Below are 14,523 nucleotides of genomic sequence, written 5' to 3'. Positions count from 1 at the left end.
CTCCGCGGTCGGCGGTGCGGCCGTTCCTGCGGCATACCCTTTCCGCCACGCCGTCTGTTGATCATGACGAGAGGCGGCGAAGAGGTACCGGCAACGAGCCTTCTGCCGCAGCCGCGCGCTGCGTACGGTGGGTGACGAGGGCCGGTCGGGGGAGGGGGTCCCATGTCCGAAACACCGTCAGCTCCAGCCACGCCGGAACCCGAAGGCCCGCCGCCGAGGGCTCGTGCGGGGACGGACAAGGACCGGCCCCGGCCGACGTCACCTGTCGACGCCACAGCGGAGGGCAGGGCGGGCATACCCGCACCCCTACCGGGCGGACCGCCGCCCATGCCGCCCGCACTGATCGATTTCGCGCCCGGCGACCCGGCACCGATCCGTACCGCGACCCTGTGGGCGGCCCTGGCCACCGGTCTGCTCAGCATGTTTCTGCTGGGCGAAGGAGTGGCTGTCAACCTGGTCTTCGTCGCCGTGCCCGCCACCCTCGCCGTGTACGCCGCCGGCCGCCGGGCGGGCCGACGCCCCCGCCCGTGGGCCCTCGTCTGGGGCGCCGGCGGTCTGGCGCTGCTGACCGTGCCCGCACTGCGGGCCGCCGAGTGGCCCTCGTTCCTCGCCGTCGTCACCGCGTTCGCGGCGGGCTCGCTCGCCCTCCACGGCGGCCGCACCTGGCCGGCCGTCCTGCTCGGACCCGTCGGTGTCTTCACCTCGCTGGTCACCGGACCGGCCTGGGCCTGGCAGGGCCTGCGCGAGCGGATGGGAGGCAACCGCAACCGCCTGGCGCCCGTACTGAGGGCACTTCTCGTGGCCGCCGTCCTCCTCTTCGTGTTCGGGGCGCTGTTCGCCGGCGCCGACGCGGCCTTCGCCGATCTGCTCGGCGCTCTGGTGCCCGACGTCTCCGTGTCCGACGGCCCCTGGAGGTTCCTGCTCCTCGGCCTGGGCCTGTTCGGAACCCTCGCGGCGGCCCGCACGGCGGCCGCACCCGCCCGTTGGGACCGCATCCAGGTGCCTGCGGGGCGCGCCCGCGGCCGGGTCGAGTGGGCACTGCCCCTGGTCGGGCTCGTCGGGCTCTTCGCCGTCTTCAACGCCGTTCAGCTCGCCGTGCTCTTCGGTGGCTACGACGCGGTCCTGAAGGAGACCGGCCAGACCTACGCCCAGTACGCGCGCCAGGGCTTCTGGCAGCTGCTCATGGCCACGCTGCTCACCCTGGTGGTCATCGTGGTCGCCCTCCGCTGGGCCCCACGCACTCGATCGAGTGACCGGACGCTCGTGCGTGGGGTGCTGGGAACGCTGTGCGCGCTGGCGCTCGTCGTCGTGGCATCCGCGGTGCGACGTATGGACATGTACGTGGAGGCCTATGGACTGACGCGACTGAGGATCTCGGTGCTGACCATGGAGCTCTGGCTCGGCCTGGTCATCGTGCTCATCATGGCCGCCGGTGTGTGGGGTGCCCGATGGCTGCCGCGCGCCGTCGCGGCCGCCGCGGTCGCCGTGGTGCTCGGGTTCGGGCTGGTGTCGCCGGACGGGATGATCGCCGAACGCAACGTCGAACGGTACGAGACGACGGGCCGCTTCGACCTGCCCTACGCACGAGGGTTGTCCGCCGACGCGGTGCCGGCCCTGGACCGGCTGGAGGAGCCCATGCGGTCGTGCGCGCTGTGGGACATCAAGGAGGAGCTGGACGAGCGGCAGCACGTTCCCTGGTACGCCACGAGCTGGGGCGAGGCCGAGGCCAGGCGCATCCTGGTCGAGCGTCCGCCGGTGGGTGACGCGAGCGGACCGGCGTGCGGCGAGCTGGGTCCGGAGTTCTACCGCTGAGAGCCGTCGCGGCGGCGGGCCGCCGTACCTTCGCTCGCCGCTCGCCGCTCGCCGCTCGCCGCTCGCCGCTCGCCGCTCTGGCCGGACCACGTCCTGATTCTCGTGCACAGGGGTGTGGTCCGGCCGGTGCGCGGCTGCTTCCGTGACCGTGCCGTCAGCCTCCGGCGGCGGGTCCGGCAGTGCCCGAGAGGGCTTCCAGGTCGCTCTTGCGGACCCTGATCACCAGGAGGGCGGTGGCCAGGGCGAGCAGGGCCATCGCGACAGCCGGTATGAAGGCCGTGGAGATGCCCTGGGAGAGCACCTCGTGGCTCCAGGGGGCCGGCAACTGCTGCGTCTTGGCGAACTCGGCCTTCTGCGCGTCCGTGGCCTGGGCCATGAAGAGCTGGACCTGCTTCTCACCCTCGTCACGGCTGGCCGTGCCGAAGACCGTCGTGAGGATGGACAGGCCGAGCGAGCCGCCCACCTGCTGAGTGACGTTGAGCAGACCGGACGCCGCGCCCGCCTCGTGCGGGGCGACCCCCGAGACCGCCGTCAGAGTGAGGGTCACGAAGTTCAGGCCCATGCCGAAGCCGAACATCACCATCGGACCGAGCACGCCACCGACGTAGGAGCTGTCGGGGCTGATGAAGGTCTGCCAGGTCAGACCGAGCACCACGAGCGTGGAGCCCACGACCATGAACGGCTTCGGACCGAGCACCGGCAGGAACCGCTGGGACAGGCCGGCACCGGTGACGATCGCGACGGTCACCGGGAGGAAGGCCAGACCGGCCTCGATCGGGGTGTAGCGCAGCACGTTCTGCACGAACAGCACGATGAAGAAGAACATCCCGAACATCGCCGCGGCGAGACTCAGCATGATCACGTACGTGCCCGAGCGATTGCGGTCGGTGAACATCCGCAGCGGGGTGATGGGCTCCTTGGCGCGCCTCTCGATGAGGCCGAACACCAGCAGCAGGACCACCGCGGCCGTGAAGGAACCGATGGCCAGGCCGTCGCGCCAGCCGTCCTCCGCCGCGCGGATGAACCCGTAGACCAGCGAGGCCATACCGGCGGTCGAGGTGAGCGCGCCCGCGATGTCGAACCGTCCCGGGTGCCGCTCGGACTCGCTGATGTACATCGGGGTGAGGACGGCGATCAGCACACCGATGGGCACGTTGACGAACAGCACCCACCTCCAGTCGAGCCACTCGGTGAGCATGCCGCCCGCGAGCAGACCGATGGCGCCCCCGCCGGCGGAGACCGCGGCGAAGACACCGAACGCGCGGTTTCGCTCGGGCCCCTCGGCGAACGTCGTCGTGATGAGCGCCAGCGAGGTCGGCGACGCGATCGCTCCGCCGACGCCCTGCAGAGCGCGGGCCGCGAGCAGCTGCCAGGGTTCCTGGGCGAGCCCGCCGAGCAGCGAGGCGAGCGTGAAGACGAGGATGCCGGTCATGAACACCCGGCGGCGGCCGAGGATGTCACCGGCCCGGCCCCCGAGGAGCAGCAGACCGCCGAAGGTCAGGGTGTAGGCGCTGACCACCCATGTCAGGTCGGTGGTGCTGAACTTGAGCGCGTCTTGAATGTGCGGGAGGGCGATGTTCACAATCGTCGCGTCGAGTACCACCATGAGTTGGCAGGCCGCGATGACGGTGAGTGCGATGCCGGGGCGCCCCTCCCGGCGGGCGGCTCCCGGCTTCTGACGCTTGATCAACGGAGAGGTTGTCACTATGGGTCCCCCACAAGTGCCTTAGTGAACGCTCGCGTTCACTGACGCGTCCACGGTAGTGAGTCCCCCTTAGTGAACGCAAGCGTTCATTGAGCCGCCGCCGTGTTCCGCGCGTCGTCCGTCCGCTTCCGCTTTCGGCGCCCCCGCCCCCTGGCTCAACGGAGAAACACAGATGGTCACTTCGCGCTGGACGACCGCTCCCGCCCCGACGGTCTCCCCGCGCCGGCGCGGCGCCGTGCTCGAGCGTGCGATCCTCGACGCCGCGCTGGAGCAGCTCAGCACGGTCGGCTGGAGCGGCCTCACCATGGAGGGGGTCGCCGCGGGCGCCCAGACGGGCAAGGCGGCGGTCTACCGTCGCTGGCCCTCCAAGGAGGACCTCGTCGCCGACGCCCTGCAGGCCGGACTGCCGCGCTTCGAGGAGGCGCCCGACCTCGGGAGCGTGCGCGACGACCTGCTGGCGCTGTGCCGTCAGGCGCGCGAGGCGATGTTCTCCCGCCCCGGGTTCGCGCTGCGATCGGTGATTCACGAATGCGACACCATGCAGGCCGAGCGCTTCCACGGTGTGATCATCGAGGGTGTCGTGGAGCCGACGGTCAAGCTGCTGCGCGAGGTCGTAGAGCGTGGAATCCGGCGCGGCGAGGTGCGGCCGGACGCGGCCAACGGCTATGTCTTCGACGCGATTCCGGCCATGATGATGTACCGCTCGAAGATGTGCGGGAGCGAATGGAATGAGCGGGACATCGAGGAGATGATCGACCAGCTGATGGTTCCGCTGCTCCGTCGATGACGTGCCCGGGCGGCGTCTGCGGCAGGGGTGAGGTTGCCCCGGGAAACCTGGGTGTCGCGCGGGGACACGGGCGGCGTAGGCTAAGGGCGCCATGCCGTACGAACCACCTACTCACACCGTCGAGCGCTCCCTGCGCGCCACGACCGGAGCGAAGGTCATTGCCGGTGTCGACGAGGTGGGGCGCGGAGCGTGGGCCGGTCCCGTCACCGTCTGCGCGGCGGTCACCGGACTGCGCCGACCGCCCGAGGGCCTCACCGACTCCAAGCTCCTGACGATCAGGCGACGCGAGTCGCTCGCGCAGGTACTGCTGACGTGGGTCACCTCGCACGCCCTCGGTCATGCCTCTCCGGAGGAGATCGACGACCTGGGCATGACGGCCGCGCTGCGGCTGGCCGCCGTACGGGCCCTGGAGGCTCTTCCGGTACGGCCCGACGCGGTCATCCTCGACGGCAAGCACGACTACCTGGGGTCACCCTGGCGGGTCCGTACGGTGATCAAGGGCGATCAGTCCTGTGTCGCCGTCGCGGCCGCCTCGGTGATCGCCAAGGTTCAGCGCGACAAAATGATGGCCGAACTGGGTGTCGACCATGCAGACTTCGGTTTCGCGGCCAACGCCGGGTATCCGTCGCCTGTTCACAAGGCCGCGCTGGCGGAGCGGGGCCCCACCCCGTACCACCGGTTGTCGTGGGCGTATCTTGATGCGCTGCCCCAGTGGCGGCACCTCAAGAAGGCCCGCAACTGGGCGGACGGACGCGTTCCGGAGATCGAGGGTCAGCTCGGCTTCGATTTCTGACGGATTCGTCCGCACTCATGTGCCACCCGCCGACGCGATTCGCACCGGCGTTTGATAAACATCAGCTCATGCCTCTCATTCCCGAGGAGCCTCAGATTCACGAGAGTGCCCAGGGCCCGCGTGCCACTCCGGCCAGCGGCCGGGTCGCGCCGACCCCCCGTCCCGTACCCGGTCCCCGTCCCGCGGCTCCGCCGCGTCCCGGTCGTCCGGGTCCTGCCCGGCCGGTGCCGGCCCAGCGCGCGGCTCACACCGCGGTCAAGCCCGGGCCGTCCGCTCCTGCCGCAACCCCGCAGATCCAGCTGATCCCGGCCTCGGCCGAGGGTGCGCTGGACGCCGCCGAGGAAGCCGTCGATCTGCTGTTGGAGTCGGGCCGTGCCCCCGGCGACGTGCTGGTGATCACCACCGGCCAGTCGCACCCGTGGGCCGACCACGAGCTCTCCTTCGGTGAGGCGGCCTACTGGGCGCAGCACGACGCGGGCGACGACGTCTTCTACGCCGATGCCTCGGCCACCGACCGGGCCGCGCCGCGTCCCGTCGTCGTGGTCGCCGTCAACGGTGGCACCGAAGCCGTCACCGCCCATGCGCTGCCGAAGGCCCTCGGCCGGGCCCGGGCCCTGTTGATCGTGTGCGGTGACCCGCAGACGATCAACTCGGTGCTGGGCGCCGGAGTCTGAGCGACTGCGGACCCGGCCCCGGTCGGCCCGCGAGGGCCCGCCGGGGAGCCGTGCATGCCCCGGAACGACCTGGGCAGCACTGCGGCCACACCCCGTGCAGGGGCGCTTCGGCGTGCCCGCGGGGTGTTTCGGCGTTCCCGGGGAGCGCTACGAGGGCGTCTTGGGGGTTTCCTACGACGTTGCCGCCCAGCTGGGGGAGGCGTGGAGCCGCGCTGTGCCGGAGTGGGGCGTGAGGAGCGGTGTCGTGCCATGCCTCACTCGCGTGGTGGGCCGTGCTGTGCACGGGGCCACGGCGGCAGCGTTTGCCGCACCCCAGCGGGCCGCGCGGGGGTGGGTGCGGGCGTTCGTCGTGGTCCGCGCGGATGCCGAAGCGGCTCGGAACGGCTGCGGACCTGAACGTCTGCGGACCTGAGTGGTTGCGGTTCAGCGCGCGGCGGCTCGGCGCAGTACCTCCGACGCGACGCCACCGGTGCGCGGCATGGGCGGCGGCGCGACGGCTGTGGCGAAGGGCTCGGCCGGTGAGTCCGCGTGCGGGCGTCGGCCACCTCTGCCCTCGCCGAGGACCTGCCAGCCGTCACGTGTCAGCGTGATGTACGCCCCGCAGCGCAGCCCATGCAGGGTGCAGGCGTCCCGCAGCCCCCACATCCACGCCCCGTCCTCCTCCGTCCAACGCGCGTCGCCCTCACGGCAGTAGAGCAGCACGGCCGTCCGCACCGGGGTACGCCGGCGCAGATCATGCGGAATGACCCGGCGCAGCTGGGCGAGGAGGGCGTTGCGGAACATCCACCCGTCGGCCGGCGCGGGACGCCGGACGAACGAGGCGCTCGCCAGCAACCGCTCGTCCGGATCCAGGACGGCGATGACCGCGGTCGCGGGCCGGGGCTGATGCCGCGCGTGCAGCCCGTTGACGACCTCCCGGGGATTGCGCAGCAGCGGAATCCCGGCGGCGGCCCATTCCGCGGGCTCGAGCAACCGGTTGGCGGAAGTGGCGGACAGGTCGGCAGAGGTCGACACGGAAGCCGCCGAGGACGGAGCGAATCCGAAGGTCACGATCCTCCCTTCGGCTACGCGCCCACACAGCGGGCGGGGGTCGGACTTGGGGGAGCGCACGCCGCAGCAGAAGGCCTACCGATTCACGAGTAGGCCGTGCGGGGAGCGGACTCCAATTCTTCCTGGCGAACTTGGTTGCGGCAACGAGCAATTGGGGCCACTGACAGTTTTGTGGTGATCCACCGCTTATATCCCTGCGCAGGGGGCGGCGTCGACAACGCCCAAGCGGCACGGTGTTCACGCGTGGTTGACGGCCGGTCACCCCCGGACCGCGAGCACGAGGGGCAACACCCCCTGTGCGCCCGCGCGCCGGAGCACGCGCGCCGCGACCGCGAGGGTCCAGCCGGTCTCCGTGGCGTCGTCCACCAGGAGCACGGGCCCGTCCGCCTCCTCGAGGGCGGCGGCCAGCTCGGGGGGCACGGTCAGTGCCCCGTCGAGCGCCTTGAGACGTTGTGCGCTGTTGCTGCGCGTGACCTGGGAAACCGCGCCGGTGTACACCACCGACCCCAGCAGCGGCAGGCGGCCGATCTCGGCGATCCGGGCACCGAGGGAACCGATCAACTGCGGCCGGCTGCGGGATGCCATGACGACGACACCCACCGGACGCGGCTGTGCGTCGGGCTGCCCTGTGGCCCAGCCGCCGGGGCCCTTCGCCCAGTCGGCCAGTACACCCACCACGGCCTTCGCGACATCGTCCGGGACCGGGCCGTCCGGGGCCTGGGGCGCGAGCATCGGCCGCAGTCGGTTGCCCCAGCCGATGTCCGACAGCCGCCCCAACGCTCGTCCCGGTGCCGCCTGTTCACCGGCCGGAATACGTCCTTTCAGATTGACTCCGACCGCCGGCAGCCCGGTCGGCCACATCTTGCGGGGCTCCACCTCGACCCCCGCCCGCCCCAACTCGCCGCGCGCGGCGTCCAGCGCCGCCGAGGAGACGGAGTCCGCGAACCTGGGCTTCGTGCAGGTGTCGCAACGCCCGCAGGGCGCGGCCTCCTCGTCGTCCAACTGCCGTCGCAGGAACTCCATCCGGCAGCCCGACGTCGTCACGTAGTCACGCATGGCCTGCTGCTCGGCCGCGCGCTGCTTGGCGACCCAGGCGTAGCGCTCGGTGTCGTACGTCCACGGGACGCCGGTGGAGACCCAGCCGCCCTGGACGCGTCGGACGGCGCCGTCCACGTCGAGGACCTTCAGCATCGTCTCCAGACGGGACCGACGCAGTTCCACCAGTGGTTCGAGGGCGGGCAGGGACAGCGGTCGCTCCGCGTGCGCCAGCACGTCCAGGGTCCGGCGCACCTGCTCCTCCGGAGGGAAGGCGACCGAGGCGAAGTACTCCCAGATCGCCTGGTCCTCCTTGCCGGGCAGCAGCAGCACCTCGGCGTGCTCGACACCACGACCGGCGCGGCCGACCTGCTGGTAGTAGGCGATGGGGGAGGACGGCGAGCCCAGATGCACGACGAACCCCAGGTCGGGCTTGTCGAAGCCCATCCCCAGCGCGGAGGTGGCTACCAAGGCTTTGACCCGGTTGGCGAGGAGGTCCTCCTCGGCCTGCTGCCGGTCCGCGTTCTCCGTCTTGCCGGTGTACGACGTCACGGTGTGCCCGCACTGGCGCAGGAAGGCGGTCACCTCCTCGGCGGCGGCCACGGTCAGCGTGTAGACGATCCCGGAACCCGGCAACTCGTCCAGGTGGTCGGCGAGCCAGGCCATCCGATGGGCGGCGTCCGGCAGTTCGAGCACCCCGAGGCTCAGGCTCTCGCGGTCCAGCGGCCCCCGCAGGACCAGGGCGTCCGTCCCACCACCGGTGCCCAGTTGCTCCGCCACATCGGCCGTCACGCGCGCGTTGGCCGTCGCGGTCGTGGCGAGCACCGGGACCCTCGGCGGCAGATCGGCCAGCATGGTGCGCAGCCGACGGTAGTCGGGGCGGAAGTCGTGACCCCAGTCCGAGATGCAGTGCGCCTCGTCGACCACGAGCAGCCCGGTGGCGGCCGCCAGCTCGGGCAGGACCTGGTCGCGGAAGTCGGGGTTGTTGAGCCGCTCAGGACTGACCAGGAGCACGTCGACCGTGCCCGCGGTGACCTCCTGGCGGATCGTGTCCCACTCCTCGGTGTTCGACGAGTTGATCGTCCGCGCGTGGATGCCCGCGCGGGCGGCCGCCTCCACCTGGTTGCGCATAAGGGCGAGAAGAGGGGAGACGATGACGGTGGGGCCCGCGCCCCGCTCGCGCAGCAGCGCGGTCGCGACGAAGTACACCGCGGACTTGCCCCAGCCCGTGCGCTGGACCACCAGGGCTCTGCGCTGCTCCGCGACCAGCGCCTCGATGGCGTGCCACTGGTCCTCGCGCAGTCGCGCGGCGCCCGCCGGCGCGCCGACGAGGCGGGCGAGCACGGCGTCGGCGGCCGTACGCAGGTCTTCGCGGTCGGTGGGGGGCAGGTCTTCGTCGCTCATGGCCCCATGCAACCCGATGCCTGTGACATCGCGCGAACGAGAGGAGCGAACTGTGGACAGGTTCTGACGTGGTCATGGTCGGACTTATCCACAGGGCAAAGCGGAATCTCAAGATCCGCGAGATGGTCGCCGCATGACGAATCACAGCGAAGCGGCCGGGACCTCCGGCAACAGTGACATCAGCGGTCAGAACGGATGCGGCCGCGAGGGCGAGCCCACCGCCTACCTGGACCACGGCGCGACCACCGGACCTCACGACGGACAGCAGGTCACCCTCCGGACCCCGGCCGAGCTCGCCGACGCCCTGCCGTACCTCCTCGGGTACCGCCCCGAGGACAGCATCGTCCTCGTCGCACTGCACGACCGGGACGCACGGGGTCGGTTCGGCGGGCGCGCACGACTGGGCATCCCAGCCCAGACGGATGACTGGCCGGCGGTGGCCCAACAGCTGGCCCGGGGGCTGGTGACCGGAAGCGAGCGTCTAGGAGCCAGGCCGGAGAGCATGGTCGCCTTCCTCTGCCAGGACCCGGCGAGCGACGAGTCGCCACGCGACGTCATGGAACGCCTGCGACCCCTCGCCCAACTGCTGCGCAGGGCCTGCGGCACCCTCGACGTCCCGGTGGTCGAGGCCCTGTGCATCTCCGACGGACGCTTCTGGTCCTACTGCTGTCCCGGCAACGGCTGCTGTTCCCCCGACGGAGAGTCGATGGGGCTGCCGGGCACCTCCGTGCTGGCCGCCGCCGCGACCTACGCGGGCCTCCAGGTGCGCGGCACCCTGAAAGAGCTGAGGGCGAGGCTGCTGCCCTGGGAGACCGCCGCCGCATTGCAGCAGGAGGCCGCCCTCGACGCGGCGCAGTCCGCGCTCGTCCCACGCATTCTGCACGCGGAGAGCCGCGCGGAGGTGGCCGAGGAGACCCTCGCCGTGGCCCAGCGCGCCATCGCGCGACTGGCCGCCGCTCCGGCCGTGTCCGGCACGCTGGACGCGGACCTCCACGACGACGAACTCCTGGGACACGAGGACGCGGCCGCCCTGATCCTCGGACTCCAGGACCGGGCCACTCGCGACCGCGCGGCGGAGTGGATGGAAGGCGACGACGCCGGCCCGGCCCTCCGTCTCTGGCGCGCCCTCGCCCGCCGCTGTGTCGGTCCGTACGGTGAGCATGCCGCTGCCCCGCTGACCCTCGTGGGCTGGGTCGCCTGGTCCTCGGGGGACGAACTGGAGGCACGCGAGGCCTTGGCCATGGCCCTCGCCGCAGATCCTGACTACCTCTTCGCTCGTCTTCTGCACCAGGCCTGCAACGAAGGCCTCGACCCCGAATCCATTCGCCGCTGCCTGCGCGCCGAGCGCAGGGGACGCGGCATGGCAGCGGCTTCTGTCCACGTCCCTGCCCCCGCGGGTGCGGGTGCGGGTGCCGAGGACGAGGTCAGGGCCGGAGTCGGTGCTGATGCCGAGGTTGATGCCGAGGGCGTGGGAGTGGGCGTAGACGTGGGCGAAGAGACCCCTTCCGACCAGCGTCCGGCCGTGCAGCCGACCTCGGCCGAGCCCTGCATCGCGGCCGGCCCCCGGCGCCGCCGCAGGTCACACCCGGACGGGAGCGCCGAGACCCGTACCATCCGGCGATCATCCGGTGCCGCTCATGCCCGGCGATCACGCTCGGGAGCCGGGAAGGCACCCGCCGGCCGACGGCCGGGGAGCCCAGCCGAGGGCGCGAGCGCTCGCGCGCGGGCCCGCCGTGGTGGCGGTGGGCAGCCCACCGAGGGGGAGAGCTGAGCGCGCCGGACCCCCACGGGGCAGGCAGGGCGGTCCTGTCCCGGATCGGGGCGTACCTGAGCACGCTCGTCTGGATCGGCGCATACCTGAGCGTGCTGTTCCCTGTCGGGGCCGTCGCGGCCTGCCTGCCGGGCCGTGGGGCGCTCGGCTTCCCGGGCGCGGGGCGTGACCCGGAGCGGAGCCGCTCCGTTCACCTGAGTGGCGGTACCCGTGGCCTGGCCTCGCCGCCGTCGCACCCCGTCCCGCTCCGGTGCCCCACCTGGTGCCGAGCGCACCCCGAGCGCGCCGAAGACAGAAGAAGCCACCCCATGTCCCTGCCGTCCATGTCCGATGCCGACGACGTCCCGTCCTTCCTCAGGCCGCCCCAGCCCCCTGCCCAGGTCCGGGCAGGGGCCCGTGGGGAGGCAACCGGCGCTTCACGCACCGACATCCGCAGCCCGATGCCCCGCGTCTCGGGCTCACGCCCGGTGGTCCGGAGCGGCCGGGCACCGGCCGCACCCGCCGGGCACCCCGCACCCGTCGCGCCGGCCGTGCCCACCGCGAGCAGCTCCGCCGGGCTGCCCCGCACCGCCGCCGGGAGCGCTTCGCCCCCGCAGGTGTCGGTGCCTGCTCCCCGCCGCCCCCTGGAGCTGCCACCGGCCCACACGACGCTGATCTGTGTCGCCCTGCCGGGCCTCGCGATCTCGACGGAGCAGGGCCAACTGAACGGCAGAGGACTGGAGGGGTTCTACCGTGCCGGCCGGCGCATACTCTCCCGCTGCCAGGTAAGGGTGGCCGGACGGGAACCGCTCGCCGTGCAGGCGCGGATGATCTCGGCCGACAGAGCCCGGTTCATGGCGACGTTGCGCATGTCCGCCGAGGCCGGGCCGGACCCGGACGTCATGGTGGAGCGGACACGGTATGCCGACGGTACCGAGCGGATCACCCTGCACAGCACGGCCCGTCGCCCCCTACGCCTGCCCGTCGAGGTGTCCCTGGGGACGGACCTCGCGGAACTGGGCGCCGTGGCCTCCGGCAGCGCCGGCCCGGAACTGCCGGCGAGTGTGCACGACTCCGGCCTTCGCTGGTCCAGTGCGCACGGGCACGCCACGGTGACGGCACATCCACCGCCTGCCGACGCCCTGGCCTCCGCGGGGCTGCTGCGCTGGGAGTTGGAGCTGCCGCCGGGCGGCACCCGGAGCGTGGAGCTGCGGGTACGGCCGGACGGCGCGGGCCCCGTCAGGCCGGTGGGACGAGGGGCCACGAGCCCTCTGTCCCAGGTCGGGGCCGCGGGTGACGACCCGACGGCACAGCCTTTGCTGCGCACCTGCCTGGAGGACCTCGAAGCCCTGCTGCTGCGGGACCCGAAGAACCCGTCCGACATCCACCTAGCGGCGGGCGCGCCGTGGCGTTGCGGCATGGCCCCCGCCGACGCCCTGGTCGCGGCCCGGATGACCCTGCCGCTCGGCACCCGCCTCGCCGCGGGCACCCTGCGCACCCTCGCCCGCACCCAAGTCGTGGGCCGAAAGGCCGAGTCCGGCATGATCCCGGGCCCGCGGCGGGACGCGGGCCCGCATCTGCCGCCGGGCTGCACCGGTACCGAGGCGACCCTCCTGTTCCCCGTGCTCCTGGCGGAGGCCAGGAGGTGGGGACTCCCCGAACAGGAGACCGAGGAGCTGCTGCCCGCGGCCGAGCGCTGCCTGCGGTGGCTGCGGGGCGCTGTGGGCAGCGGTGTCCATCTGCCCGACCCGCGCCCCGGGGGCCCGCTGCGTTGCGAGACCCAGGCGCACGCCCACCGGGCCGCGCTGCTGGGCGCGGATCTCCTCGACGCGTACGGCCGACCGGGCGGGGCGGAGCTACGGGACTGGGCGCGAGAACTGAGAGTCCGGTTCGCGGCGGATTTCTGGGTCGAGGACCGGGGCGGTGGCAGACCCGCGGCCGCCCGTACCCCGGACGGGCGCCTCGTGCCGCATCTGGGAGCCGGTGCCGCCCACCTCCTCGACACCGGGCTGCTCGGCGGTGGAGAGCAGGCCCCGGGACTCCTCGACAAGGTGCGGACCGAACAGCTGGCGCGGCTGCTCGGAGGGCCGGCCATGGACTCCGGGTGGGGGCTGCGGAGCCTGGGGGCGAAAGAAGCGGGATACAACCCCTTCGGCCATCGCAGCGGCGCGGTGCGTGTGCAGGAGACGGCGACCGCGGTCGCGGGGCTGGCGGCCGCCGGGTACGAGAAGGAGGCGAGCGCGCTGCTGCGCGGGGTGCTCGCCGCAGCCGAGAGCTTCGACCGCAGGCTGCCCGAGATGTACGCGGGGGAGCAGCGGACGGCGGGGAGCGCCCCGCTGCCCCACCCCGCCTCCTGCAGACCGGCCGCGACGGCGGCGGCCGCAGGGGTGCTGCTGCTCACCACTCTCGTCGGAATCCGTCCCGACGCCCCCGCCGGGACGGTGACGCTACGGCCGGTGCGCAGCGCGCCGCTGGGAGAGATCGGTATGACGGGCCTGCGCGTCGCGGGCGCTCCGTTCGCCGTACGGGTCAGCCGGCTGGGGCTCGCGATGGTCGAGGAGGCGGCTGACGGGCTGCAGTTGGGGGTGTGACCTCCCGTGACGTGACGAGAGAACGGCAGGCGGCGCACGGTGCGCGAGGGGAGAGGTCGGTCCGGGGCACCGGTCACGTGCAGAAGTGGATCAAGTGGGGAAGCGACCGCGAAGGGAGTGTTTATCGTCAGGCAGACGACTATGATCGCGACATGCCCTACGACCCGTCGGACTATCCGCCCTTCGCTGTCACCGTGGACCTGGTCGTGCTGACCGTCCGTCGCCATGCGCTCTGCGCGCTGACGGTACGACGGGGCGAACAGCCGTTCCAGGGACGGTGGGCGTTGCCCGGTGGCTTCGTCCGGCCGGACGAGGATCTCTCGCAGGCGGCCGCGAGGGAGCTGGCGGAGGAGACCGGGCTCACCGCCCATGAACCGTCCGAGCCCGCGCAGGACAACGGCGCGCACCTGGAGCAGTTGGCGACCTACGGCGACCCGAAACGCGACCCGAGGATGCGGGTCGTCAGCGTCGCCCACCTCGCCCTCGCCCCGGATCTGCCCGCACCCAGGCCGGGCGGGGACGCCAACAGCGCACGCTGGGCGCCTGTCGAGGAGCTGTTGGAGCAGGGTGGCTACGGGCGCGACGGCGAACCGGTGGCGCCGTTGGCCTTCGATCACGCGCAGATCCTCGCGGACGGGGTGGAGCGAGCCCGTTCCAAGATCGAGTACTCCTCGTTGGCCACGGCCTTCTGCCCGCCGGAGTTCACGGTCGGCGAGCTGCGCCGCGTCTACGAGGCTGTGTGGGGGGTGGCCCTCGACCCACGCAACTTTCATCGCAAGGTGACGGGTACGCCGGGCTTCCTGGTGCCCACCGGCGGCACCACCACGCGGCAGGGCGGCCGTCCCGCCCAGCTCTTCCGCGCCGGCGGCGCCACCCTCCTCAACCCGCCGATGCTGCGCCCGGAGGGTTGACGCACGCGAGG

General features: G+C 72.4%; 10 protein-coding genes. 7 read left to right on the top strand and 3 right to left on the bottom strand.

What is annotated here, in order from left to right; translation table 11 throughout:
- Nucleotides 1-327: 327 nt before the first annotated feature.
- Entirely contained in the window at nucleotides 328-1,812 is a 1,485-nt protein-coding gene (locus HW837_RS11345; RefSeq protein ID WP_193381279.1) for a DUF4153 domain-containing protein, read from the top strand.
- Nucleotides 1,813-1,966: 154 nt separating this feature from the next.
- Here HW837_RS11345 and HW837_RS11340 read toward each other — a convergent pair whose 3' ends face one another.
- A complete protein-coding gene (locus HW837_RS11340; RefSeq protein WP_193381278.1) occupies nucleotides 1,967-3,517 on the bottom strand; it encodes an MFS transporter in 1,551 nt (516 codons plus the stop codon).
- 172 nt (nucleotides 3,518-3,689) lie between these two features.
- On the opposite strand from HW837_RS11340, the gene HW837_RS11335 reads away from it, so the two are divergent.
- The 3 genes from HW837_RS11335 (at nucleotide 3,690) to HW837_RS11325 (ending at nucleotide 5,771) form a co-directional block, all read left to right on the top strand.
- Nucleotides 3,690-4,304 carry a TetR/AcrR family transcriptional regulator gene (locus HW837_RS11335; RefSeq protein WP_045561099.1) on the top strand — a complete coding sequence of 205 codons (615 nt, stop codon included), beginning with the start codon at nucleotides 3,690-3,692 and terminating at the stop codon, nucleotides 4,302-4,304.
- Nucleotides 4,305-4,395: 91 nt separating this feature from the next.
- Entirely contained in the window at nucleotides 4,396-5,097 is a 702-nt protein-coding gene (locus HW837_RS11330) for a ribonuclease HII (protein ID WP_193381277.1), read from the top strand.
- Between the two features lie 68 nt (nucleotides 5,098-5,165).
- The gene (locus tag HW837_RS11325; RefSeq protein ID WP_078853771.1) at nucleotides 5,166-5,771 is read left to right on the top strand and encodes a hypothetical protein; all 606 of its coding nucleotides are present in this window, start codon (nucleotides 5,166-5,168) and stop codon (nucleotides 5,769-5,771) included.
- 423 nt (nucleotides 5,772-6,194) lie between these two features.
- On the opposite strand, the gene HW837_RS11320 is transcribed toward HW837_RS11325, so the two are convergent.
- Both HW837_RS11320 and HW837_RS11315 read right to left on the bottom strand, forming a co-directional pair.
- Nucleotides 6,195-6,821, bottom strand: a complete 627-nt coding sequence (locus HW837_RS11320; RefSeq protein ID WP_045561095.1) for a hypothetical protein — start codon at nucleotides 6,819-6,821, stop codon at nucleotides 6,195-6,197.
- Nucleotides 6,822-7,079: 258 nt separating this feature from the next.
- The gene (locus HW837_RS11315) at nucleotides 7,080-9,260 is read right to left on the bottom strand and encodes a RecQ family ATP-dependent DNA helicase (RefSeq protein ID WP_045561094.1); all 2,181 of its coding nucleotides are present in this window, start codon (nucleotides 9,258-9,260) and stop codon (nucleotides 7,080-7,082) included.
- A 133-nt stretch (nucleotides 9,261-9,393) separates the two neighbouring features.
- On the opposite strand from HW837_RS11315, the gene HW837_RS11310 reads away from it, so the two are divergent.
- The 3 genes from HW837_RS11310 to HW837_RS11300 all read left to right on the top strand — a co-directional run bounded on the left by HW837_RS11310 (nucleotide 9,394) and on the right by HW837_RS11300 (nucleotide 14,512).
- Nucleotides 9,394-11,031 (top strand): DUF4192 domain-containing protein, encoded by a 1,638-nt coding sequence (locus HW837_RS11310; RefSeq protein WP_193381276.1) that lies wholly within the window; start codon nucleotides 9,394-9,396, stop codon nucleotides 11,029-11,031.
- A gap of 440 nt (nucleotides 11,032-11,471) precedes the next feature.
- Entirely contained in the window at nucleotides 11,472-13,601 is a 2,130-nt protein-coding gene (locus HW837_RS11305) for a glycogen debranching N-terminal domain-containing protein (RefSeq protein ID WP_234442717.1), read from the top strand.
- Between the two features lie 152 nt (nucleotides 13,602-13,753).
- Complete coding sequence (locus HW837_RS11300; RefSeq protein ID WP_193381275.1) at nucleotides 13,754-14,512, top strand: NUDIX hydrolase; 759 nt, start codon at nucleotides 13,754-13,756, stop codon at nucleotides 14,510-14,512.
- Nucleotides 14,513-14,523: the final 11 nt, after the last annotated feature.

Source organism: Streptomyces caniscabiei (assembly GCF_014930365.1).
Classification (GTDB): domain Bacteria; phylum Actinomycetota; class Actinomycetes; order Streptomycetales; family Streptomycetaceae; genus Streptomyces; species Streptomyces caniscabiei.
Note: the sequence above shows the minus strand (reverse complement) of the source record. Positions and strands in the feature narration are given on the sequence as shown.

Excerpts from the sequence above, each read along its gene's own strand:
- HW837_RS11345 (WP_193381279.1), top strand. The coding sequence starts at position 328 with ATGCCGCCCGCACTGATCGATTTCGCGCCCGGCGACCCGGCACCGATC.
- HW837_RS11335 (WP_045561099.1), top strand. The coding sequence starts at position 3,690 with ATGGTCACTTCGCGCTGGACGACCGCTCCCGCCCCGACGGTCTCCCCG.
- HW837_RS11330 (WP_193381277.1), top strand. The coding sequence starts at position 4,396 with ATGCCGTACGAACCACCTACTCACACCGTCGAGCGCTCCCTGCGCGCC.
- HW837_RS11325 (WP_078853771.1), top strand. The coding sequence starts at position 5,166 with ATGCCTCTCATTCCCGAGGAGCCTCAGATTCACGAGAGTGCCCAGGGC.
- HW837_RS11315 (WP_045561094.1), bottom strand. The coding sequence starts at position 9,260 with ATGAGCGACGAAGACCTGCCCCCCACCGACCGCGAAGACCTGCGTACG.
- HW837_RS11310 (WP_193381276.1), top strand. The coding sequence starts at position 9,394 with ATGACGAATCACAGCGAAGCGGCCGGGACCTCCGGCAACAGTGACATC.
- HW837_RS11305 (WP_234442717.1), top strand. The coding sequence starts at position 11,472 with ATGCCCCGCGTCTCGGGCTCACGCCCGGTGGTCCGGAGCGGCCGGGCA.
- HW837_RS11300 (WP_193381275.1), top strand. The coding sequence starts at position 13,754 with ATGCCCTACGACCCGTCGGACTATCCGCCCTTCGCTGTCACCGTGGAC.